Raw genomic sequence first — 20,181 nt, 5'->3', positions numbered from 1 at the left:
CGGCATCCTCGGCGCCGGCCGAGCCGGGCTACAGGCTGCCCCGGCGGCGATGGAGAAAGCCTGAGACCCGGCTCCGGAACTCATGGGGATCCACCGCCGGTCCCTGTGGTGCGCGGCGGCCGGTTTCCGTCAGCAGGCGCAGGCCCTCGTCCACCGCTGCCTTCGATGCCCTCAGGGAGGCCGCTGAGGCTCCCTTCCACGGGTCGAGGACCGCAGCGAGCGCAGCATCCGCGTTGTCGTCCGGGGCCAGGGTGGTGACCAGCCCCATGTCCCACGCCTGGCGCGCGGTCAACATACGGCCCGCGTAAAGGAGGTCCTTGCTGCGGGAGGGGCCGACGCGCAATGCCATGCGGGTTGCGAAGGTTGCCGGCACCAGCAGTCCAAGGCGTGCCACGGGCATCCCGATGCGGGCTGAGGCGGTGAGCAGCTGGAGGTCGCAGGCGAGGGCCAACTGGCAGCCGGCACCGGCGGCCACCCCCTCAACGACAGCCACGGTGGGAACGGGCAGGTCCTCGAGCGCCTGCAGCGCTGCTTCGATGATGCCGAATGTCTGGTTGACCTCGCTGTCTGGCGCTCCCTCCCATTCGCGGACGTCAAAGCCGGAACAGAACACCCCTCCCCTGCCCCGCACAACGACGGCGCGGAGTGAAGGGACCGCTGCCAGACGGTGGACGGCGAGCCGCAGCTCCTGCCAGTCCTTCAGGCCGAGGGCATTGAGCCGTTCCCCGCTGCCAATAGAAAGCGTCGCAACAGACCCTGATTCGTCATCCATCCGGGGTATCACGCGTCCTGTCTCCCGTGGCCCGCGGTGTGAACGGGCCAGGCCATTGCGATGCCCGGATCCGAGGCAGGTGGTGGACGGGGCCCAGGCTCCCCCATTCGTCCCCGCCAAGCCTGGACAGCGGATCAAGCCGGGCCACCTCCGGGTGGTTGCCGTTGAGCACCTGGGATGAGACGGACGCGTGCACCACCAGCCCGAACACCAGGACGCAGTCGCCCATCCGCAAGGTCTGGTGAAGCGAGCATTCCAGAACAGCCGGAGACTCCTTAACCCTGGGCGGCCGGACCGCAGCACTGGGCTCACGGGCCAGGCCGGCGGCGTCGAATTCGCTCACATCTGCGCTGAAGTTGGTCCCGGTGGCGTTGACCTCCTGGATCAGCGCTGCCGGGGCGAGGTTCACTACGAACTCCCCGGTTGCCTCGATATTCCGCAGCGAATCCTTTTCGCCCACGGAGGTGAACTGGATGATCGGGGGGTCCACCGAGGCGACCGTGAAGAACGAATGGGGCGCCAGGTTGTCCACCCCCGCCGGGGAGGTGCTCGAAACCCAGGCGATGGGCCGCGGAACCACCACGGACGTGAGGAATTTGTAGAAGTCCCGCGGACCCAGTTGTTCAGGATCGAAGTCTGTCCGCATCCGGTCCTACGGGCTTCCTGGCGTGGCGGCGGCAGCGGCATCCTTGGCCAGGGCTCCCTTGGCCCTCGGCAGGAAGACCAGGGCGGCCATGGCGATCACGCAGCAGAGGATGATGTACAGCGAGATCGACGTCGAGTTCCCATAGGTCGCCAGCAGGGCGGCGGCAATGAGGGGCGCGGGACCACCGGCGACGACGCTGGCCAGTTGGTACCCCAGACCGGCGCCCGTGTAGCGGATGTCGGTGTCAAAACTTTCGGCGATCAAGGCGGCCTGCGGCCCGTACTGGATGTCGTGCAGGATCAGGCTGACCACGACGGCAACACCAACCCACAGGGCGTCCCTGGTGTTGAGCAGCCCAAAATAGGGGAAAGCGAACAGCGCCGTCAGCACGATGCCGGTTCCATACACGCGGCGCCGGCCGAAACGGTCTGAAAGGCGCCCGAACAGGGGAACACTGATCAGCCCGAGTGCGGCCGCGATCAGTGTGTCATCAAGGATTGAGTTGCTGTCCAGCTTCAGCTGCTTGGTGGCGTAGGTAATTACGAAGGTAATGAACAGGTAGAACGGAGCCTGCTCCGATGTACGCACCAGGGCGGAAAGGAGGATTTCCTTGGGCTGGCGCCGGATCACCTCGATGATCGGGGCCCGCACCACCTTGTTCGACTTCCGGACCGCGTCGAACTCCGGGCTCTCGATGACGCGGAGCCGGACGAACAGGCCCACGCCGATCAGGATGATGCTCAAAATGAACGGGATCCGCCAGCCGTAGGCAACGAATCCGTCAGTGCCGGTGGCGGCTGTGGTGATCCTGACGACGCCGGTGGACAGCACCAGGCCCAGTGGCACTCCGATCTGCGGCCAGGAAGCGGACAGGCCGCGGCGGTTCGGGTCGCCCCATTCCATGCTCAGGAGGACCGAACCGCCCCATTCACCGCCCACGCCGATGCCCTGGATGATGCGGAGGACCACCAGCAGTACCGGCGCGGCCACGCCGATGCTTTGGTATGTCGGAAGACAGCCGATCAGTACCGTTCCGAACGCCATCAGGAACAGCGTGGCCATGAGTGTTGTCTTGCGGCCGATCCGGTCACCGAAATGGCCGAAAATGGCGGCGCCGATTGGCCTGGCCACAAAGCCGACGAACTGGGTGCCGAATGCGGCCAGCACACCGGCAAAGGCCACCTGGCCCGGGAAGAACAGCTGGGGAAACACCAGTGCGGCGGCAGTCCCGTAGAGGAAGAAGTCATACCACTCGATGGTGGTGCCCACCACGCTTGCCACGGTGGCGCGCCTGACGGCCTGCTCCCGGGTCACTCCTTGAATACTCATCATCACTCCATTGGTCAGATGTAGTAGAACGCCCGGTTTGAACGGCAAAACAAGGATAAGGAATAGTGAAACCAGGCGCTGGACCCGCATTGCGGTTCGTCTTCCCATCGTGCGAGCAGTAGTTGCCCATGTCAACGGCTTCCCGGCCGCGGGCGGCGGCGGATGCCAGGTGCCGCCGTCGTACGCCTTATTCCGTTGCCGCAGGCAAATATCGGCACGGCTCTGGACTCTTGGGCGGGGCCCAATCAGACTGTCTACAACAGCCGGCCAGGTGCACCGGAATTGACGGCACTTTCATTGGTCGGGTGATTGGACGGCTGCATTTATTGGGGTTTTTACCGTGATGCCGTTTGCGGCGTCGAAAGGACCTGGCCATGCCGGACTTTGCACCGTTCTTTCCACTTATCGCCATTATTCTCGGAGTGCTGTTTGCCGTTGGTTTCATTTGGGTTGCCACGAAGCTGATGTGGAAGGTGGCTGAGCCAAACGAGGCCCTGATCATTTCCGGGCTGACCCGGGGAACCCTGGAAACCCGGGAAGGAATGGATTTCAAAATCGTCACGGGCAAGGGTGCCCTGGTCCTTCCCGGCCTCCAGACCGTGCGGCCCCTGTCACTGACCCTGAATGAAACCGAGCTCAAGGTTTCATGCGTCACCTCACAGGGAATCCAGGTCGTTGTGGAGGGCGTCGTCATTTACAAGATTGGGGACGCGCCGCCTTTTATCGCCAATGCCGCCCGCCGCTTCCTGGGCCAGCAACCAAAGATGGAAAGCCAGGTATACAACGTCTTCGAGGGCCACCTGCGTTCCATTATTGGCAGCATGACGATGGAGGAGATCATCCGCGAGCGGGACAAGCTCGCGTCGCAGGTCCGCGGCGCCAGCGGCGTGGAGATGGAGAAGCTGGGCCTTGTGGTGGACTCGCTGCAGATCAAGGACCTGCAGGACCCCACCGGCTACATCCAGAACATCGCAAAGCCCCATATCGCCCAAGTAAAGATGGAGGCCCGGATCGCGGAGGCCACCCGTAACCGGGAGGCGGCGGAAAAGGAGGCGGAGGCGGCGGCCCTGATCGCGGATGCGCAGAGCGTCTCGGCCATCCGGCAGTCAGTGGCGCAGGCCAACGCCGAACGCGCCCGCGCCAATGCCGCCCAGGCCGGCCCGCTGGCCGAGGCCACGGCGCGGCAGCAGGTGGTGGTGCAGGAAACCGAAGTCGCCAAGCTTGAGGCGGACCGGGAAGAGCAGAAGCTGCAGACCAGCATCCGGAAACCCGCGGACGCGAAAGCCTACGCCAAACGCACCGATGCGGAGGGCCAGAAATCGGCAGACATCAGCGCCGCTGAGGCACTGGCACGCCGGACGGAGCTTGAGGCCCAGGCGAATGCCCGCCGGACGGAGCTCCAGGCCCAGGCCAACGCCACCGCCGCGGCTGCCGCGGCGGGAGCCACCAAGGTCACGGGCGAGGCCGAAGCCGCGGCGACCAGGGCAAAAGGTGACGCCGCGGCGTCTGCAATCAAGGCCAAGGCGCTGGCCGAGGCGGACGGCATCAAGGCCCGCGCCGAAGCACTCGGTACCAACCAGGACGCGGTTATCTCCCAGCAGCTCGCCGAGAACATGCCGGCCATCATCGCCGCAGCGGCCGAGCCGTTCTCCCATGTTGGCCACATGACCGTGCTGAACGGCGGCGAGGGCGTCAACAAGATGCTGGGCGGAATCCTGGCACAGGCAGGCGACTACCTGCCGGCGCTCGCATCGGCGCTCCGGAAGGGTGAAGACGCCAAGCGCCAGCCCAAGGCGCCGGGCGCGTAGGAACTCCAGCCACGTCATGATCCGCAGGAACATTGACCGGAGCCTGACCGGGAAGATCGGCCGGGTAACCGGGCGTATCGGCCCGGGCACCATCGGCGAAGTCATGCTGCCCTACCTTGGCGGCACCATGGCCTTCCACGCGCATCCATTCGACAAGAAAAGCGATTATCCGGTGGGCGCGGAAGTGCTGGTGATCTATTTCGACCCGCCGCAAACGGTGTACGTGGAGGAGCTGCCGGACGTGTTGAAGCACGATCAGTGAGGCCCGGCGGCGTCCCCTCCCGGGGTGGGGCTACCTTCCGCCCTCCATTTTGCGGCTGCGCTGCTCCTCGGCCATGGGTCCGTAGGGATACACCCCTGCCTCTGGCCGGCTGGCCTCGGTGAGCCGGTGGACTTCGTCCGCACTGAGGCTCAGGTCGGCGGCCGCCAGGTTGTCCGCAAGTTGCTCTGTGGACCGGGCACCCAGGATCACGGACGTTACGGCAGGCCGGTCTACCAGCCAGGCCAGGGCGACCTGGGAGGGGCTCACGCCGTGGTCGGCCGCGATGCCTTCCACGGCTTCGATGACCGTCCAGGTGCGAGGATTGTCGTTGCGTGCCTTCCAGGCTTCCATGCCGCGTTCGGGGTTCTCCCCCAAACGGGTTGCTCCGGAGGGACTCTGGTCACGCCTGTACTTGCCCGACAACCATCCGCCGCCCAGGGGCGACCACGGCAACAGGCCGATTCCCGCGTCAAGGGCGGCCGGCACGATCTCGAACTCGATGTCCCTGACCAGGAGGCTGTATTGCGGCTGCAGGCTGACCGGCGGGTTCCACCCCTGGCTGCGGGCAACATGGACAGCCTTGGTGAGCTGCCAGCCCAGGAAGTTCGAGAAGCCGTAGTAGGCGATCTTGCCGCGGGTCACGGCATCTTCCAGGAACCGGAGGGTTTCCTCCACGGGGGTTATGGGGTCCCACGCGTGCATCTGGTAGAGGTCGATCTGCTCCACGCCCAGGCGGCGGAGCGAATCATCCAGGGTGCGGGTCAGGTGCCGCCGGGATGTTCCGACGTCGTTCGGTGCCGTCCCCATGGGAAAACGCCCCTTGGTGGCAATCACCGCAGTGTCCCGCAGGCCGGGACGCCGGGCCCTCCAGCGGCCGATGATTTCCTCGGACACTCCCGAGCTGTAGACGTCGGCGGTGTCGATGAAATTGCCGCCCGCTTCGAAGTAGCTGTCCAGGATGTCGTGGGATGTTTCTTCGGTCGCTTCCGCGCCGAAGGTCATGGTGCCCAGCGCGAAGCTGGTGACGACGGTGCCGCTGTGGCCCAGTGTCCGGTGCTGCATGGTGTGTCCTCGCGTTCAGTTGCGGTCGGTGGGATGGTTGCGTGCGGCCGCGTCCGTGGTGGTGGTGCGGATCCGGTACAGGCTGGTGGTCGCGGTCAGGTAGAGGTCCTGCCCGTCGGGACCGCCAAAGCACAGGTTGGAGACGGTCTCCGGCACGGGGATGGTGCCCAGGAGTTTGAAGGACGGTGAGTAAATCCGCACGGAGGGGCCGGCCGAGGTCCAGATCCTTCCCTCGACGTCCACCCGCAACCCGTCGGCCGCGTGGCCGTCCTCCAACTCGAGCGTGCCGGTCCTGGCGCTGCAGTGGCCGTCGCGCACAGCGTAGGTGGCGATCCGCAGCGGGACGCCGTAGGCGCTGCCGGCCGTGTCCGCAACGTAGAGGATGGATTCGTCAGGCGAGAAGGCCAGTCCGTTGGGATGCACGAGGTCGGTCACCACAGGGGTCAACGTTCCGGAGGCGGGGTCGAAGCGGAACACATGGCAGCCCCCGTATTCCTGCTCGCCCTCATGCCCTTCCTTTGTTCCCGGAAGGATCCCGTAGGGCGGGTCCGTGAACCAGATGCCGGCGTCGCGGGCAATCACCACGTCGTTGGGTGAATTCAGCCGGTGGCCCTGGAAGGAGTCGACCAGGCCGGTGACGGTCCCGTCGCGGTCGCGCTCCACCCGGCGCCGGCCGTGGCTGCACTGCACAACGCTGCCGTCGGCGTCGAGGGTACGGCCATTGGTGAACTCCACGCCGGTCGCGTATTCCTGCGTCATCCCGGTGTCCGGGTGGAACTCGAGAATGCGGTCGTTGGGGATATCGCTCCACCGCACCGTCTGCGACGACGGCACCCACAATGGACCCTCCGCCCACACCGTGCCGGTGTACAGGCGCTCCAGCACGCCCGTCGTCAGTCCGTCACCCATGAGAAAGCCCCTTCGCCGTCCAGGTTGTTTGCCATGCCCGCCTACGCCAGGTGCACGGCGTTCCATTCGAGCAGCTTAGGGTCCGCGAGACCCTCCGTCACGAAGGGATCACCGGCAATGAAACGTTCGGCCTCCCCGTACGACGTGAAGATGCCCAGCGAGCTCAGGCCGGGCTCCGGGGACTGCAAGGGGCCAAGGGCGAGCAGTCCTCCCCCGGCGGCCCGGAAAGCCTCGTAGTACGCCTTGTGGCGGGGGTAGACGTCCATGACCGTGGATCTGTCCACGCCCTCACGCAAGCTGTAGATCACGACACATTCCATGGGCCCGAACTTACCCTAGCCCTGGCTTTGGGTCTGCGGGACGCGCAGGCTGCCGTACCTCTCCATCCGGTGCCAGCGAAGGTGGACTCCGGCAACTGCCGTGACAACGGCCTGGATGACCACCAGGTACATGAGCTGCCGGTAGACGAACTGCTGCAGCGGGAGTGTCCAGAGCGGTCCCAGCCGTTCCTTGTCGAGCCGGAACGCGTAGGCGGCCATGAGCAACTGGACCGCCAGGAAGAGCAGCCACAGAGCCCCGATCCGCAGCGGGTCCAGGAAGATCAGGCCGTAGAGGGCAAAGACGTCGACGATGGGCGCGAAGAGGGGAAGCAGCACCTGCAGTACCAGCAGGTAGCCCAGTCCACGCCGGCCAAGCTTGCCGGCCGCACCTCCCTGAACCACGGCACCCCGGTGCTTCCACATTGCCTGGAGGGTGCCGTAGCACCAGCGGTACCGCTGTCGCCACAGGGCGCCAAGGGTGGCGGGTGCCTCCGTCCAGGCCCGTGCGTCCTCCTGGTACACCACCCGCCAGCCGTCCCGGCACAGTGCCATGGTCAGGTCGGTGTCCTCGGCGAGTGTGTCGTCGCTGACGCCCCCGACATTGCGGAGGGCCTCAATCCGGAAGGCACCAATGGCCCCGGGGACGGTGGGCATGCATTCGGCGACGTCGAACAGCCTGCGGTCAAGGTTGAACCCTACGACGTACTCGATGTGCTGCCATGCGCCGAGGATGCCGCCCCGGTTGGCCACCTTGGTGTTGCCGGAAATCGCTCCCACCCGGGGATCGGTAAACGGCTGGATGAGGGCACGTACCGTATCAGGCTCGAAGACCGTGTCGCCGTCCACCATGACCACAAGGTCGTGGCTGGCGGCCTGGATCCCTGCGTTCAGCGCGGACGGTTTGCCGCCGTTCTCCTTGCGGATGACGGTGACGCCAGGCAGGTCGAGGGCCTCCACGATGTCCGCCGTCCCGTCGGTGGACCCGTCGTCCACAACGATGACCTCGACCGGGTGCGTGGAGGCAAGGATCGACAGGACGGCGGCTTCAATTCCCGCGGATTCGTTATAGGCCGGGACAATCACGGTCGCCGCTTCAGTCACCACGGGCCCCACCATCACGTCGACGCGGCGCCGGCCACGTCCCGAACCGGGGAGGCGGCGTGCAGCACGGCTGTGGCGTGCTGCGAAGAACATCACCAGGACGGCACGGAGGAAAGTCACGACGCCGGCGGCGACGAGCCCCAAGGAGATCGCCCAGACGACGAAATCGCTGAGGCGGATCCCCCAGACCAGGGCAGAGCCGCGCAGCTGTTCAACGCTGGAAGCGGGGCGCATGCTGTCCACGCCCACGGCTTCCCCGACCGTTGTGACCTTGTACCCCTGTGCGGAGAAGCGCGACAGGGCGGAGTCCAGCGCGGCGACGGTCTGTTCCCTGTCTCCGCCGCCGTCGTGCATCAGGACCACCTGCCCCTGCGGCCCCGACGGGGTCAGGTTGGCTTCGATGGCTTTGGTGCCCGGGGTCTGCCAGTCCTCGCTGTCCAGGCTGCTGAGCACGGTGAGGTAGCCCTCGTCCGCCATTCCATGGAGCGCGGACCACATGCCGTTCGTAATGGCGCTGTTGCCGGCGGTGTAAGGCGGGCGCAGCAGGGAAGCCGCTTGGCCCGTCACTCCGACAATCGCATCCTGTCCGCCCTGCACCTCCAGTTCGCGGCGCCAGTCCGGGGCTGTGCCAAGGTCGGTGTGGGTCAGCGTGTGGACACCCACTTCGTGGCCTTCCGCCACCATGCGGCGCACCAGGTCCGGGTGGTCCACCGCCGCGGAACCAACGACGAAGAAGGTGGCATGGACGTGGTGTTCCCGGAGTACGTCCAGGATGCGGGGCGTCCAAACCGGGTCCGGGCCGTCGTCGAAGGTCAGGGCGATGGTCCGGTCCGGCGGGCTGACGGTTGTCACGGAGCCGCCGCGCGAATCCACCACGGGGCCGCCGTGCGAGAGCGTTGTGGGGACGGCGCCTGCGGCTGTGTCCGCCGGCAAAGAGTCCCCGGGCGCTCCGCCCAGATGATGGATGTATCCCTGCACGGCCAGGGCGAGCCCCAGGGCCATCAGGGTGGCGAGAAGGACAAACCAATGCGCCCTGACAGTAGCGGGGACGTTGCTTGCGGCGGGTCGGGAACCTTTATTCCGGCGGGTCATGTTACTGGTGCGCGGGGGCGGTGGGCCGTGTGGCCTGGCCCGGCGCCGAGCCGCTCGCGCCGGGGGCGGTCGTGCTGGAGCCCGGCGCTGTTCCGCTGGAGCCGGGGGCGGTTGCACCGGAGCCGGTGGCGGTTCCCGACGTTCCGGGGGCTGCGGGGGCGGCGGCCGGAGCCGGGGCAGGAGCAGCGGCGGGGGCGGCGGGCGCAGCGGGCACGACGGCGGCGCCCTCCGCCGGAGGTACGGCAGTAACAGCAGAGACGGGCACCGGGACGGCCGCCGGCGACTGCTCAACAACCGGAACGGCGGGCCCGGTCAGGCCGGCCCGAGGATCGGCAGAGGGCGGACTTGTTGGCGTATCGCGGGGTCCGGCGGCGGCCGGCAGGGGAAGGAATGGTGCCGAGGATCCTGACCCGCCGATGAAGGCGGCCAGTACGAGGATGACGTATGCCGCTACAAGCCCGACGACCCCGAGGCCGATCATCTTGACCCGCCGGAGCCGGCGGCCTGACGCGTCGACAAACACGGGTCCACGCGGGGAGATGGCGGGCGACTGACCGGATGTATCTTCAGGGGCTTTCATCGAGCAATAACCTTAGGGGACCCCTCATCGCTACCACAAAAACCGGCGCCCGGTTGGCTTAGGCCGCTCACTGGCCGTACGTCGTGGGTTCAGTTGGGCCCTTGGCCCCTACGGACGGCCACCGGCTGGGAGAAGACTTGAGCCATGAACCAGGCAGTTATGTGGAGTGGGGAGCCATGTCGGGAACGAACTTGAGTGGAACGGCCCAGCTCCTGCCAAGGTACGCGTGGCCGGTATTCCTCGTGGGCGCAATCCTGCTGCTCGCGCTGGGAAACCCTACTGTTTACGGCGTCGGCGTCCCGCTCGCAGCACTGGTTCTGGCGCTCGTCATGCCCATGTCCCGGCCTCGTTGGACCGGACATCCGGACTGGCGCGACGTGGGCGCCGTTGCCACATTGTATGTGGGTGTTGTGGCCCTCTTCTGGCTGGCTTTCAGGGTCTTTACCCAGGGAAACACACTCGGATTGTTCCTTTGCTTCGCGGCCGGCATGCTCCTCGGCGTCCTCGGCCCGCTCGCCTACACCACATGGATCCGCCGCAGGGCTTTGGCCGAATTGGGCATCGGCCGCGCCAACCTGCGCCAGGCAGTCGCCTTGGGGCTCATCCTTGCCGCCGTGCAGTTCGCCATCACGCTGTGGGGATACCCACTTCCCAGGCCGGTCGATTGGGTGCCCCTGGCAGCCTTGGCGATCACCGTGGGATTCTTTGAGGCCGTATTCTTCCGGGGCTTCATCCAGGCGCGCCTGGAAGCGAGCTTCGGCCCGATAGCAGGGGTGGCCGGGGCGGCTGCCCTTTATGCGGCCTACCATGTCGGCTACGGAATGGACGCGCAGGAAATGCTCTTCCTCTTCGGCCTCGGCGTGGTTTACGCGGTGGCCTACTGCGTTGTCCGGAACTTGATCGTCCTCTGGCCCCTGCTTCTTCCCCTCGGATCCTTTTACAACAACCTGCGGGGCAGTTCCATCCAAATGCCGTGGGAGGCCATCCTGGGTTTCGCGGACGTGTTGGGAGTCATGGTTGCCGCCATCTGGTTTGCCGCCAGGCGCGAACGCCGGCGACTGGCAGGCGCACCCCGGGGCCGGGAGTCCACCAGGAAGCGCCGGCATTTACGACATCGTGGTGACGCAGGGAAACGCTTTGGCTAGGATCGAGGTTCTACGGTCAGTCATTTGACGGCCTGGCGCCGTCCGTGGACCGCACGGCGCCAGGTGAGCAGGGAGGCCACCATGGATGTCACCCAGTCCGCCCAATACCCGCTTGATCCCTTTCCGCAGTATGAACGCATGCGGGCAACGGCCCCCGTCTTCCAGGATGACCAGTCAGGGAGCTGGCACGTGTTCCGGTACGACGACGTCCAGCGGGTGTTGTCCGAACACGCAACGTTCTCGTCGCGCATGGGTGGTGACAATCCCTCCGGCACCGGGCAATTGTTCGCGTCCAGCCTGATCACCACCGATCCCCCGAGGCACCGCCAGTTACGCTCGCTGGTTACGCAGGCCTTCACGCCCAAGGCTGTTGACGCGCTGGCTCCCCGCATCGCCGGACTCACCGACGAGCTCCTGGCGGAGATCAGCGGCAAGGGAAGCGCTGACCTGATCAAGGACCTTGCCTACCCGTTGCCGGTCATCGTCATCTCCGAGCTGATGGGCATCCCCAGCGAGGACCGCGAGCGCTTCAAGCACTGGTCTGACGTGATTGTCAGCCAGACGCGGACCCTCCCCGCCGGCGAAACGCAGGACTCCACCACTTCGGAGATGGTCGAGTACTTCCTTGCCCTGATCGACCAGCGCAGGAGCCGTCCCGGCACGGACCTCATCAGCAGCCTGCTGTCCGCGGAGATTGACGGGCAAAAACTGACGGTGCCCGAACTGCTCGGGTTTTGTGCCCTGCTGCTGGTAGTCGGCAACGAGACCACCACCAATCTGATCGGCAACGCCGTTTTGTGCCTGACGGAGTCTCCCGGCGCCCTCCAGCGGCTCATCGACGAGCCGGCCTTGCTTCCCCCGGCCCTCGAAGAAGTGCTCCGCTTTCGGTCGCCGGTGCAGTCCATGTACCGGGTGGCGGTGGCGGACACCGTCGTGGGTGACCAACTGATTCCCGCCGGTGCTCCAATCGTCGCCTGGATCGGCTCGGCCAACCGTGACGAGCAGCAGTTCCAGCGGGCGTCCGAGTTCGATGTGGACCGCAACCCCAACAGGCACCTGGCGTTCGGCCATGGCATCCACTTTTGCCTCGGGGCACCGCTCGCCCGGCTCGAGGCAAGGATTGCGCTGGAAGCGCTGCTGTCCCGTCTCCCGGGACTTTCCGTGGCTCCCGGAGCGCAACTGGAGCGGATGGACAGCAGCATCGTTTACGGGCTGAAGGAACTTCCCGTCACCTGGCAGCCTGCCTGACCGGCCCGTGGAACGGACCCGGGGACGCCGCGGGATCCAGTCAACCGGCGGTGCCCGTTTTCGCGGCGTAGGAGGTGGCCTGGGAGCTCACCTGGCGGATGTAGGCATCGGACTGGTTGTAGGCGTAAATGGCAGCTGTCCAGCCCTGCGCTGTGGTGAGGTCGCGCCCGTGGCCGCAAAGATACGTGGCCGCACTGAGGGCGGCGTCATCGATGTTGAACGGGTCCGCCGCCCCGTCCCCATTCCCGTCCCTGCCTGCGATCCGCCACGTGGAGGGAATGAACTGCATCGGTCCCACCGCGTGGTCCCAACTCGCGTCGCCGTCCAGGGCGCCGCCGTCGGTGTCGGCTATGGCGGCGAATCCCGCACCGTTAAGGCTGGGGCCCACGATCGGGCCGCTGGCCTGGCCGGCAGGGCTCAAGCTGCCGCCACCGTACGTGCCGTGGGCTGATTCGACGAAGCCGACGGCGGCGAGCGTGTTCCAGCCGATGCCACACTTCGGAGCGGATTCATTGGCGGCAACGGCCGCATTGACGTAGGCACGCAGGGCCCGTGCAGGGATTCCGGTGTGGGCGGCAGCCGTGCCAAGCCACTCGGCGTCCGGGCTCCGCGTGACGTTCACGGCGGTGGCGATGCCATCGGGCCCCGGCTGAAGCTTGGCTCCCGCACGCGGGGGCAGGAAAACGGCCGTACGGGCTCCGGCGCCGGGCTGGCCCAGCAGCCAGAACGAGAAAACTGCGCTCGCGCAGACCACGAACAGGCTAAGGGCCACAAAGCGTTTTACACGGAGCACTGACCAATCAAACCATCCCGGGCTCTCCCTCATCGGTACCATCAGGCATGGGCAGGAAGAATTACCTTATCGAGGGCGGCTCGGGCACGGGCAAGACCGCGGTCTGCAACGAATTGCGGCGGCGCGGCTACCACGCCATCAACGGAGACCGTGAACTTGCCTATCAGGGTGATCCGGAAACGGGCGAACCCTTGGGGGGCGTCACCGGCGTCGCTGTGCACAGGCACCACATCTGGAGAGTCGCCGACGTCCGGGCCGAGGCAGCAGACCAGCGGGACGCGGTGACGTTCTTCTGCGGCGGGTCGAGAAACCTCGCCAAGTTCATCGATCTGTTCGACGGCGTCTTCGTCCTTGAGGTGGACCTGGGCACACTGAGGCGGCGCCTCGACCAGCGTCCGGCAGACGAATGGGGAGGGCAGCCGGCGGAGCGGCAGCTGATCGAACACCTGCACGGAACACGGGAAGAGATCCCGCCGGGCGGCATTCCGATTGACGCCACCGCGCCGCTTTCCCGGGTCGTGGACGACATCCTGCACCACGTGCAGGCAGCGGACCCTGACTAACCCTCAGTAGGCCGGGCACCGCTCTTCCTGGCCGACGGCGGGTCAGCGCACCACCGTGCGGTGTCCTGCATCCAGCCTCTTGGTCCAGCCGCGCGAATCCAGGTGCTCCAGCAGCGGAACCGCGATCCGGCGTGTTGTGCCCAGCGCCTGGCGGGCCTGGCTCGTGGTGAAGGGCTGGTCCAAGCCGGCGAGGGTGCGCATGGCAAGCGCCGGGGCGGTGGGCAGCAGCACCACCCCGTCGCGCAGGCGCAGCAGGCGACCGGTGCGTTCAGCGGCTGCGAGCTCGCGGGCACCGAGGCCGAGTGCCGCCAGCTCATCGGCTTCGGGGGCACGGAAGGCATCCGCGCTGAGCCTGCCCTCCAGCGTGGCGATTGCCGGCTCGATGGGACCAAGGTTGCCCTGGCTGCCAGGCAGCCGGACGTGTCCGCCGTCCTGTTCCAGGCCGGCACCGCGGATGACGTGGGAAAGCAGCTTCTCGTCGGGCAACGTGAGCAGGTCCCGCGCCGCACCCATGGAAAGGCCTGGGGCCAGGGCATCCCGCTCCTGCAGCGCCTGGACCGCGGTGCGCAGCTGATGCTGCCAGGCCTCAAGGACGGGAGCGTGCACCCACCAGTCCTCGATGACCTGTACGCCGGCGGGTGCCTCCGCGTCATGCCCGGGCAGCAGTCCGAGCCGGCGCAGGTGTTCCGCCTGCACAGCCCTGCGGGCTGCAACCTCTGACAGTACGTCTCCGGCGGGGTCCATTCCTGCAAGACGCTCCGCCCAGTGGGCGCCGTCACCGCGCCGCCGCAAGGCCGGTGGGTCGGCATCGAGGATACGCGCGCCGCCCAGCACCGAACGGCTTCCGGGATCGCGCAGCACCAGGCGGTCCCCCAGGACGAGGGGCAGGTGCCTGTCGAGGACCAGCCGGGCATGGTCGGCGCCGAAGGGGCGCAGCCGGGCCGGCACGGACGCCGTGCCAACGTGCACCATGAGCTGTTCCGGGACCTCGGTGTAGGCCACCCCGGTGGTGCGCTGGATTCCCACCACTGCTGTGGTGGGCCATGCGTCCGGGGTAACCAGCGCGTCACCGCGGCGGATATCCGTTGCGGCAACGTCGCGCAGGTTCAGCGCCACCCGGCTGACCGGCTCCACCGAGGCGTACGAGGTGTCCCGGCTTTGCAGGCCCCGGACCACCACCGGCCGGGTATCGACGTGGCCGATCAGTTCCAGCCGGTCACCCTGGGCGAGCGTTCCTGCTGCCAGTGTCCCGGTCACCACCGTCCCGGAACCGGTGATGGTGAACGAACGGTCCACCCACAACCGGACCCGCCCATCCGTGGTGGGATGAGGCACGTTGGCCAGTACGCCGTCGAGCGCTGCACGCAGGTCAGCCAGGCCCGTGCCGTCGATGGCGGACACAACTACTGCGGGCGCGTCCTGCAGGCCGGTCCCGCCCAGTTCCGTTCGGGTCCGCGCGAGCACCTCCGCAACCCGCTGCCCGGATGCCCGGTCCGCGCGGCTCAGCACCACGACGCCGTGTTCAATGCCCAGTGCAGCGACGGCGTCCCGGTGGTCGCTCGACTGCGCCTGCCAGCCTTCGTCGGCGGCCACCACGAAGCAGACCACCGGCGCAGGTCCGATGCCGGCGAGCATGTTGCCCAGGAAACGTTCGTGGCCCGGTACATCGACGAACGCCACGTCCTGTCCGGACGGCAGCGTGGTCCAGGCATACCCCAGGTCAATGGTCAGCCCGCGGCGCCGTTCTTCCTCCCAGCGGTCGGGCTCCATGCCGGTGAGGGCGCGGACCAAGGTGCTTTTACCGGAATCGACGTGCCCGGCTGTGGCAATGACGTGCACGGTTCAGCCCGCCCTCCCTGCATCCGCAACGTCAAGGGTTGCCAGGGCACGCCGTACCGCCTCGACAATCCGGTCATCGTCCTTTTCGGGCACGCAGCGCAGATCGACCAGGCAGGAGCCGTCGTGGACGCGCGGCAGCACGGCCGGGTCGCCGGTCCGCAGGGAACGCGCAAGTCCTTCGGGGAGCCGGAGTGCCCACCCGGGCAGGGGTACGCCGGGGGCGCCGCCGCCCCCTACCCTGCCGTCATGCGGGACCACGGGTACGCCCAGTTCCCGGGCAAGCCGGTCCGTACGGCCGCGTAACTGCCCGACGTCGGCGTGCAGCGCCTGCACGACGGGCGGCGGCCCGCCCGCAACCGTTGCTTCCAGGGCGGCGAGGGCAAGTTTGTCTGCCCTGACGGCGCGGGCGAGCGGGTGGCGGGCCAGCCGGGCGATGACCTCCTTGCGGCCCAGCAGCAACCCCGCCTGGGGGCCGCCCAGGAGTTTGTCCCCGCTGGCGATGACGACGTCGGCGCCGCTCGCCAGGGCGGAGGTGGCATCCGGTTCATCCGGCAGGAACGGATCGGGGGCCAGCAGTCCGCTGCCCAGGTCGGCCACGAGGGGGACGCCGTTGGCCGAGGCCAGGCGGCTCACCTCATTGATGGGAACAGCTGAGGTAAAACCGTCAACCCGGAAGTTGCTTGGATGGACCTTGAGGACGCATCCGGTGTCAGGACCGAGGGCTCCGGCGTAGTCGTGCAGGTGCGTTCGGTTGGTGGTGCCCACCTCGCGAAGCCTGGCACCGGTGGATTCCATCAGGTCCGTCAGCCTGAATCCGGCACCAATTTCAACGAGTTCGCCGCGGCTCACCACCACTTCCCGGCCAGCGGCGAAGGCTGTCGTGGCCAGCACCAGCGCCGCGGCTCCGTTGTTGACCACCAGTGCGTCCTCGGCGGCGGGACAGGCGGCCAGCAGTGCCGCCCGGGCACCGGCGCCCCGGCGGGAGCGGCTGCCGTCTGACAGGTCCAGCTCCACATCGACGTAGCCGCTGGCCGCGACGAGAGCTTCCACTGCACCTTCAGAAAGAGGGGCGCGCCCAAGGTTTGTGTGGACGATGACGCCGGTGGCGTTCAGCACCGGGCGCAGGGTGGTAGCCGCACGCGCAGCGACGGCCGCCAGCAGGGCCGGTTCCACCTGGCCGGGGGGCAGCCCGCCGCGCCGGGCCTGCTCCTGGACGTCCCGGACAAGTTCGCGGATGACGCGCTCGTTCAGCCGGGTGCGGGCTTCGCGGACGGCAGGCAAGGCCAGCAGGTCATTTGTGCGGGGAATCAGGCGCCGGGGATCGACGTGGTCCACAGCCCTCCTCATATCGCGGCATTCGCTGCCGAAAGTTGGCGGTGGCGGACGGGAATCGAACCCGCCAGGCCGAGATGCTCAGCCTCACCGGTTTTGAAGACCGGGGGGCCCACCAGGACCCGGACGCCACCGCGCCTCAATATAGCAGGGTTGCCTTGGAGGGTACGCTGGGCGGGTGAATGAGGCTCAGATGTCAGTCCAGCAACTCGATCATGGTGCCACCGGCGCATTCCGGCTCACCGACTATGCCCACGGCGGCGGCTGTGCGTGCAAAATTCCTCCCGGCGAACTCGAAGATGCCGTCCGTGGCCTCATCGGCCAACCCGGCGCGGAGGTCCTTGTGGGCCTTGACAGCGGCGACGACGCTGCGGCGGTCCTGGTGCGCGATGATCTTGCGGTCCTGACCACCGCCGACTTTTTCACCCCCGTTGTCAACGATGCATATGACTGGGGCCGCATTGCCGCCGCCAATGCTCTGTCGGACATCTACGCCATGGGCGGCCGGCCCGTCACGGCGATCAACCTCGTCGGCTGGCCCCGCGGCGTCCTGCCGATGGAATTGATGACCGAGGTCCTGCGCGGTGGCCTGAGCGTGGCGTCCCAGGCGGGGTGCCCCGTGCTCGGCGGGCACTCCATTGATGATCCGGAGCCCAAGTACGGCATGGCCGTCACCGGCGTCGCCCATCCCGACCGCTTGCTGCGCAACGACGCCGCCCGGCCGGGTTTGCCCATCACTCTGACCAAGCCACTCGGCGTCGGTCTCCTCAACAACCGGCACAAGCAGACCGGTGAGGTGTTTGCCGAAGCCGTGGAGACGATGGCGGCACTGAACCGCGACGCCTCCGAGGCGGCGGTGGCCGCCGGCGTTCGTGCAGCCACTGACGTAACCGGTTTTGGCCTGCTGGGGCACCTTTACAAGATGGTCCGCGCCTCGGAAGTGGGCGCCGTCATCGACCTGAAAGCCGTACCGCTGATCGATGGAGCCCGCGAGGCACTCCGGGACGGCTTCGTCTCGGGCGGGACCCGGCGCAACCTCGACTGGGTACGTCCGCACCTGGAGGCCGCACCGGGCATCACCGAGGATGATCTGCTGCTGCTGGCCGATGCGCAGACGTCCGGCGGCCTGCTGGTGGTCGGCGAGCTGCCGGGCCACCCCGTAATCGGCCATACCACTGCGGGGCAGGGTATTCAGATCCGCTGAAACCCGGCAACTGCCTCAGCTGCCGGTGGTGATTGCGTCGCCGGTAACACCGGCGGCGCGGCGGGCTGCGAGCCGGCTCTTCTGCGGTTCGATGGTGTACCGCGGGTCCCTGGCAGAGGCGAGCCCTGCCTCGAACACACCAAACCGGGTCAGGGCCGAGGCGGTCAGCAGTGCCAGCCCCGAAGCGGCGGCGACCATCCGGTTTCGTCCGCCCAGCAGTGTGCCCAGGCCGCCGGCCACGGCCAACCGCTCGCTCCACTTCAGCATGGCGCCGGCCTTGCCCTGGTGCAGTGGTTCCGCGGCCACCGGGTCCATCCGGTGCACCATCACCTTCATGGCCACGACATCTCCCAGGACGCCGAGCACGGCCAGTTTCCGCGCAGGACCCGTCTCGCGCACCGGCGTGGTGACCATGGCGAGCCCGGCAGACGCGAGGCAGGCCGAACTCACGAAAACGAAAGGCAATTCCTCGTGGGCCGCGTTCCACGTCGGTGTGGCTGTGTCACCGAGCAGGACGGCCGTGTACGCCGCCAGCGGCCCGGCGAACACCGCAGCTTCGATGCCTGCCGGTCCTTCCACAGCGCGCAGCACCTTGCGCAACGGACCCAGCGGCAGCCGGTCGCCGCTCATCCGGTCGATTTCCGCCACTGCCGAGACGCCAGCGCCGGCGCTGAAGGCGCTGAGGATCCACGAACCCACACTCATCGGAGAGGTGACCTTGAAAGTCCGCAACATGTGCAGGAAACGCTCCGGCCGGCCCAGGTCCTTCACCAAGGCAACCGCACCAGCGCTCACCGCTGCCAGGGCGCCCAGCCGGGCGTTCCTGCGCAGCACCGGGCGTCCGGTCAGTTGGCCGCCGGCGCCCAGGAGGGCCGAACCGGCTGCCACGCCACCCAGGAAGAGGTAGATCGCCACGTCGTCGCCCCAGGGAGCGGGTTTCACTACGGAACGGCCGTAGTACGAGGTGAATTCCGGCTCCGGCACCATCGGCATTTCCCGGGAGCCGTCACCGCTGTCCCGGCGGCGGCCCGTCCCCCGCTTGCCGCCCTCCCGACGGCGGCGTGCGGGCTCTGCTGGCCGGAAACTATCGAACTCGGAAAGTGTCACGCGCGTCCTCCCAGGAAGGCCAGCGCAGCGGCGGCGGCCATGCCTGCTACCGCCATCCCGGCCCGCCGGTACATCGTTGGCAGATCAGCTGTGGGTACGCGCGGGTCCGGCGGAAGTCCGTAGACCTCCGGTTCATCGAGCAGCAGGAAGACGGAGCCGGTTCCGCCGACGCCGTCATTTTCGTTCGCACCGTAAAGCCTTGCCTCGGTGAGGCCTTTGGCGTGCAGGTCGGCAACCCGTTCCCGGGCTGCCTCCACCATGTCGTCGTGGTCGCCGAACTTGATGGACGTCGTCGGGCAGGCCTTGGCGCATGCGGGCGTCTCGTCGGCCACCAGCCGGTCGTAGCAGAGGGTGCACTTCTGGGCGATGCCTACGTTGGGGACGTCGGGATGCCCGGCGTGCTGGTCTTCCCTGCTGGTGGCCACCTTCACTGTGCCGTTACTGCGGCGCTCGATCACGCCGAAGGGGCACCCGGCCACGCACGTTCCGCAGCCGTTGCAGACGTCGTCCTGAACCACCACCGTGCCGAACTCGGTCCGGAACAGCGCTCCCGTGGGGCATACGTCAAGGCACCCGGCGTGGGTGCAATGCTTGCAGACGTCAGAGGACATCAGCCAGCGGAAGTCTGCTGTGTCAGGCGGCGTGGTGTCCGCCTCCGCCAGATCCGCCGGGGCGGACGCTGCGGGGGTGGGGGGACCGATGCGGGGCATGCCCAGGCTGACCAGGGCCCGGCCCGATTCCCGTGCCTCGACGATGCGGTCCTGGCCTTGCTCGATGAAGGCAACATGCCGCCAGGTGCTGGCGCCCAGGGAGCCGGTGTTGTCGTAGGAGGATCCGAGCAGTTCCAGGTTGCCGTCCTGCGGGTTGTGGTTCCATTCCTTGCAGGCGACCTCGCAGGCCTTGCAGCCGATACAGATCGAGGTGTCGGTAAAGAACCCCTTGCGCGGATGGTTGTGCTCCCAATGGGCATCGGCGGTGGGGTCGGTCGGTCCGGACAGCTGGCCCATCTAGTTCTCCAACGTCGCGTCGAAACCCGGAACGCTGCCGGCAGACAGCGTTCCGGGCCGGT

The 20,181-nt window shown here is 67.4% G+C and carries 19 protein-coding genes and 1 tRNA gene; 6 read left to right on the top strand and 14 right to left on the bottom strand.

Going from position 1 to position 20,181, the window contains the following annotated elements; genetic code table 11:
* Positions 1-28: 28 nt before the first annotated feature.
* Genes ACWRN3_RS03005 through ACWRN3_RS02995 form a run of 3 tightly spaced genes read right to left on the bottom strand, consistent with a single transcriptional unit; the run spans position 29 to position 2,747 of the window.
* Complete coding sequence (locus tag ACWRN3_RS03005) at positions 29-772, bottom strand: enoyl-CoA hydratase/isomerase family protein (RefSeq protein ID WP_255175486.1); 744 nt, start codon at positions 770-772, stop codon at positions 29-31.
* Positions 765-1,418, bottom strand: a complete 654-nt coding sequence (locus ACWRN3_RS03000; RefSeq protein WP_476739847.1) for a flavin reductase family protein — start codon at positions 1,416-1,418, stop codon at positions 765-767. Before ACWRN3_RS03000 ends, ACWRN3_RS03005 begins: the two co-directional genes overlap by 8 nt.
* A 6-nt stretch (positions 1,419-1,424) precedes the next feature.
* Positions 1,425-2,747, bottom strand: a complete 1,323-nt coding sequence (locus tag ACWRN3_RS02995) for an MFS transporter (RefSeq protein WP_255175484.1) — start codon at positions 2,745-2,747, stop codon at positions 1,425-1,427.
* Between the two features lie 374 nt (positions 2,748-3,121).
* On the opposite strand from ACWRN3_RS02995, the gene ACWRN3_RS02990 reads away from it, so the two are divergent.
* Complete coding sequence (locus tag ACWRN3_RS02990; RefSeq protein WP_255175483.1) at positions 3,122-4,555, top strand: flotillin family protein; 1,434 nt, start codon at positions 3,122-3,124, stop codon at positions 4,553-4,555.
* A 16-nt stretch (positions 4,556-4,571) separates the two neighbouring features.
* Entirely contained in the window at positions 4,572-4,817 is a 246-nt protein-coding gene (locus ACWRN3_RS02985; protein ID WP_420716263.1) for a hypothetical protein, read from the top strand.
* 30 nt (positions 4,818-4,847) lie between these two features.
* Here the strand turns inward: ACWRN3_RS02985 and ACWRN3_RS02980 are convergent, their stop codons facing one another.
* From ACWRN3_RS02980 to ACWRN3_RS02960, 5 genes are read right to left on the bottom strand one after another with little or no spacing between them, the layout of a single operon-like run.
* Positions 4,848-5,879: an aldo/keto reductase gene (locus ACWRN3_RS02980; RefSeq protein WP_324645153.1), complete on the bottom strand. Its 1,032-nt coding sequence runs from the start codon at positions 5,877-5,879 to the stop codon at positions 4,848-4,850.
* Positions 5,880-5,894: 15 nt separating this feature from the next.
* Positions 5,895-6,788, bottom strand: coding sequence for an SMP-30/gluconolactonase/LRE family protein (locus tag ACWRN3_RS02975; protein WP_476739846.1), 894 nt, complete (start codon positions 6,786-6,788; stop codon positions 5,895-5,897).
* Between the two features lie 41 nt (positions 6,789-6,829).
* The gene (locus tag ACWRN3_RS02970; RefSeq protein ID WP_255175480.1) at positions 6,830-7,096 is read right to left on the bottom strand and encodes a YciI family protein; all 267 of its coding nucleotides are present in this window, start codon (positions 7,094-7,096) and stop codon (positions 6,830-6,832) included.
* Between the two features lie 27 nt (positions 7,097-7,123).
* Positions 7,124-9,301 (bottom strand): bifunctional polysaccharide deacetylase/glycosyltransferase family 2 protein, encoded by a 2,178-nt coding sequence (locus ACWRN3_RS02965; RefSeq protein ID WP_324645149.1) that lies wholly within the window; start codon positions 9,299-9,301, stop codon positions 7,124-7,126.
* 1 nt (position 9,302) lies between these two features.
* A complete protein-coding gene (locus tag ACWRN3_RS02960; RefSeq protein WP_476739845.1) occupies positions 9,303-9,881 on the bottom strand; it encodes a hypothetical protein in 579 nt (192 codons plus the stop codon).
* A gap of 176 nt (positions 9,882-10,057) precedes the next feature.
* On the opposite strand from ACWRN3_RS02960, the gene ACWRN3_RS02955 reads away from it, so the two are divergent.
* Positions 10,058-11,026: a CPBP family glutamic-type intramembrane protease gene (locus ACWRN3_RS02955; protein ID WP_476739844.1), complete on the top strand. Its 969-nt coding sequence runs from the start codon at positions 10,058-10,060 to the stop codon at positions 11,024-11,026.
* Between the two features lie 81 nt (positions 11,027-11,107).
* Complete coding sequence (locus tag ACWRN3_RS02950; protein ID WP_476739843.1) at positions 11,108-12,274, top strand: cytochrome P450; 1,167 nt, start codon at positions 11,108-11,110, stop codon at positions 12,272-12,274.
* Between the two features lie 40 nt (positions 12,275-12,314).
* Here the strand turns inward: ACWRN3_RS02950 and ACWRN3_RS02945 are convergent, their stop codons facing one another.
* Entirely contained in the window at positions 12,315-13,067 is a 753-nt protein-coding gene (locus ACWRN3_RS02945; RefSeq protein WP_476739842.1) for a lytic transglycosylase domain-containing protein, read from the bottom strand.
* 47 nt (positions 13,068-13,114) lie between these two features.
* On the opposite strand from ACWRN3_RS02945, the gene ACWRN3_RS02940 reads away from it, so the two are divergent.
* Positions 13,115-13,630, top strand: coding sequence for a nucleoside kinase (locus ACWRN3_RS02940; RefSeq protein WP_324645141.1), 516 nt, complete (start codon positions 13,115-13,117; stop codon positions 13,628-13,630).
* A gap of 42 nt (positions 13,631-13,672) precedes the next feature.
* On the opposite strand, the gene selB is transcribed toward ACWRN3_RS02940, so the two are convergent.
* The 3 genes from selB to ACWRN3_RS02925 form a co-directional block, all read right to left on the bottom strand.
* Entirely contained in the window at positions 13,673-15,469 is a 1,797-nt protein-coding gene (selB, locus tag ACWRN3_RS02935) for a selenocysteine-specific translation elongation factor (protein WP_476739841.1), read from the bottom strand.
* A gap of 3 nt (positions 15,470-15,472) precedes the next feature.
* A complete protein-coding gene (gene selA / locus ACWRN3_RS02930) occupies positions 15,473-16,804 on the bottom strand; it encodes an L-seryl-tRNA(Sec) selenium transferase (RefSeq protein WP_476739840.1) in 1,332 nt (443 codons plus the stop codon).
* 36 nt (positions 16,805-16,840) lie between these two features.
* A tRNA-Sec gene (locus ACWRN3_RS02925) sits at positions 16,841-16,935 on the bottom strand.
* Positions 16,936-16,994: 59 nt separating this feature from the next.
* Between ACWRN3_RS02925 and selD the strand changes: the two genes are divergently transcribed.
* On the top strand, positions 16,995-18,005 hold the full coding sequence (gene selD / locus ACWRN3_RS02920; protein WP_324645139.1) for a selenide, water dikinase SelD: 1,011 nt from the start codon (positions 16,995-16,997) through the stop codon (positions 18,003-18,005).
* Positions 18,006-18,020: 15 nt separating this feature from the next.
* On the opposite strand, the gene nrfD is transcribed toward selD, so the two are convergent.
* Together nrfD and ACWRN3_RS02910 are read right to left on the bottom strand one after the other, a co-directional pair.
* Positions 18,021-19,112, bottom strand: a complete 1,092-nt coding sequence (nrfD, locus tag ACWRN3_RS02915) for an NrfD/PsrC family molybdoenzyme membrane anchor subunit (RefSeq protein ID WP_476739839.1) — start codon at positions 19,110-19,112, stop codon at positions 18,021-18,023.
* Positions 19,109-20,119, bottom strand: a complete 1,011-nt coding sequence (locus tag ACWRN3_RS02910) for a 4Fe-4S dicluster domain-containing protein (RefSeq protein ID WP_255175470.1) — start codon at positions 20,117-20,119, stop codon at positions 19,109-19,111. The genes nrfD and ACWRN3_RS02910 overlap by 4 nt, the downstream gene beginning before the upstream one ends.
* Positions 20,120-20,181 lie beyond the last annotated feature (62 nt).

The sequence above is a fragment of the Pseudarthrobacter sp. rb genome (genome assembly GCF_056389225.1).
The sequence above is the reverse complement of the archived record's forward strand: the minus strand, read 5'-3'. Positions and strand labels throughout refer to the sequence as shown.

Coding starts and splice junctions, on each gene's coding strand:
- ACWRN3_RS03005 (WP_255175486.1), bottom strand. CDS start 772: ATGGATGACGAATCAGGGTCTGTTGCGACGCTTTCTATTGGCAGCGGG.
- ACWRN3_RS03000 (WP_476739847.1), bottom strand. CDS start 1,418: ATGCGGACAGACTTCGATCCTGAACAACTGGGTCCGCGGGACTTCTAC.
- ACWRN3_RS02995 (WP_255175484.1), bottom strand. CDS start 2,747: ATGAGTATTCAAGGAGTGACCCGGGAGCAGGCCGTCAGGCGCGCCACC.
- ACWRN3_RS02990 (WP_255175483.1), top strand. CDS start 3,122: ATGCCGGACTTTGCACCGTTCTTTCCACTTATCGCCATTATTCTCGGA.
- ACWRN3_RS02985 (WP_420716263.1), top strand. CDS start 4,572: ATGATCCGCAGGAACATTGACCGGAGCCTGACCGGGAAGATCGGCCGG.
- ACWRN3_RS02980 (WP_324645153.1), bottom strand. CDS start 5,879: ATGCAGCACCGGACACTGGGCCACAGCGGCACCGTCGTCACCAGCTTC.
- ACWRN3_RS02975 (WP_476739846.1), bottom strand. CDS start 6,788: ATGGGTGACGGACTGACGACGGGCGTGCTGGAGCGCCTGTACACCGGC.
- ACWRN3_RS02965 (WP_324645149.1), bottom strand. CDS start 9,301: ATGACCCGCCGGAATAAAGGTTCCCGACCCGCCGCAAGCAACGTCCCC.
- ACWRN3_RS02960 (WP_476739845.1), bottom strand. CDS start 9,881: ATGAAAGCCCCTGAAGATACATCCGGTCAGTCGCCCGCCATCTCCCCG.
- ACWRN3_RS02955 (WP_476739844.1), top strand. CDS start 10,058: ATGTCGGGAACGAACTTGAGTGGAACGGCCCAGCTCCTGCCAAGGTAC.
- ACWRN3_RS02950 (WP_476739843.1), top strand. CDS start 11,108: ATGGATGTCACCCAGTCCGCCCAATACCCGCTTGATCCCTTTCCGCAG.
- ACWRN3_RS02940 (WP_324645141.1), top strand. CDS start 13,115: ATGGGCAGGAAGAATTACCTTATCGAGGGCGGCTCGGGCACGGGCAAG.
- selD (WP_324645139.1), top strand. CDS start 16,995: ATGTCAGTCCAGCAACTCGATCATGGTGCCACCGGCGCATTCCGGCTC.
- ACWRN3_RS02910 (WP_255175470.1), bottom strand. CDS start 20,119: ATGGGCCAGCTGTCCGGACCGACCGACCCCACCGCCGATGCCCATTGG.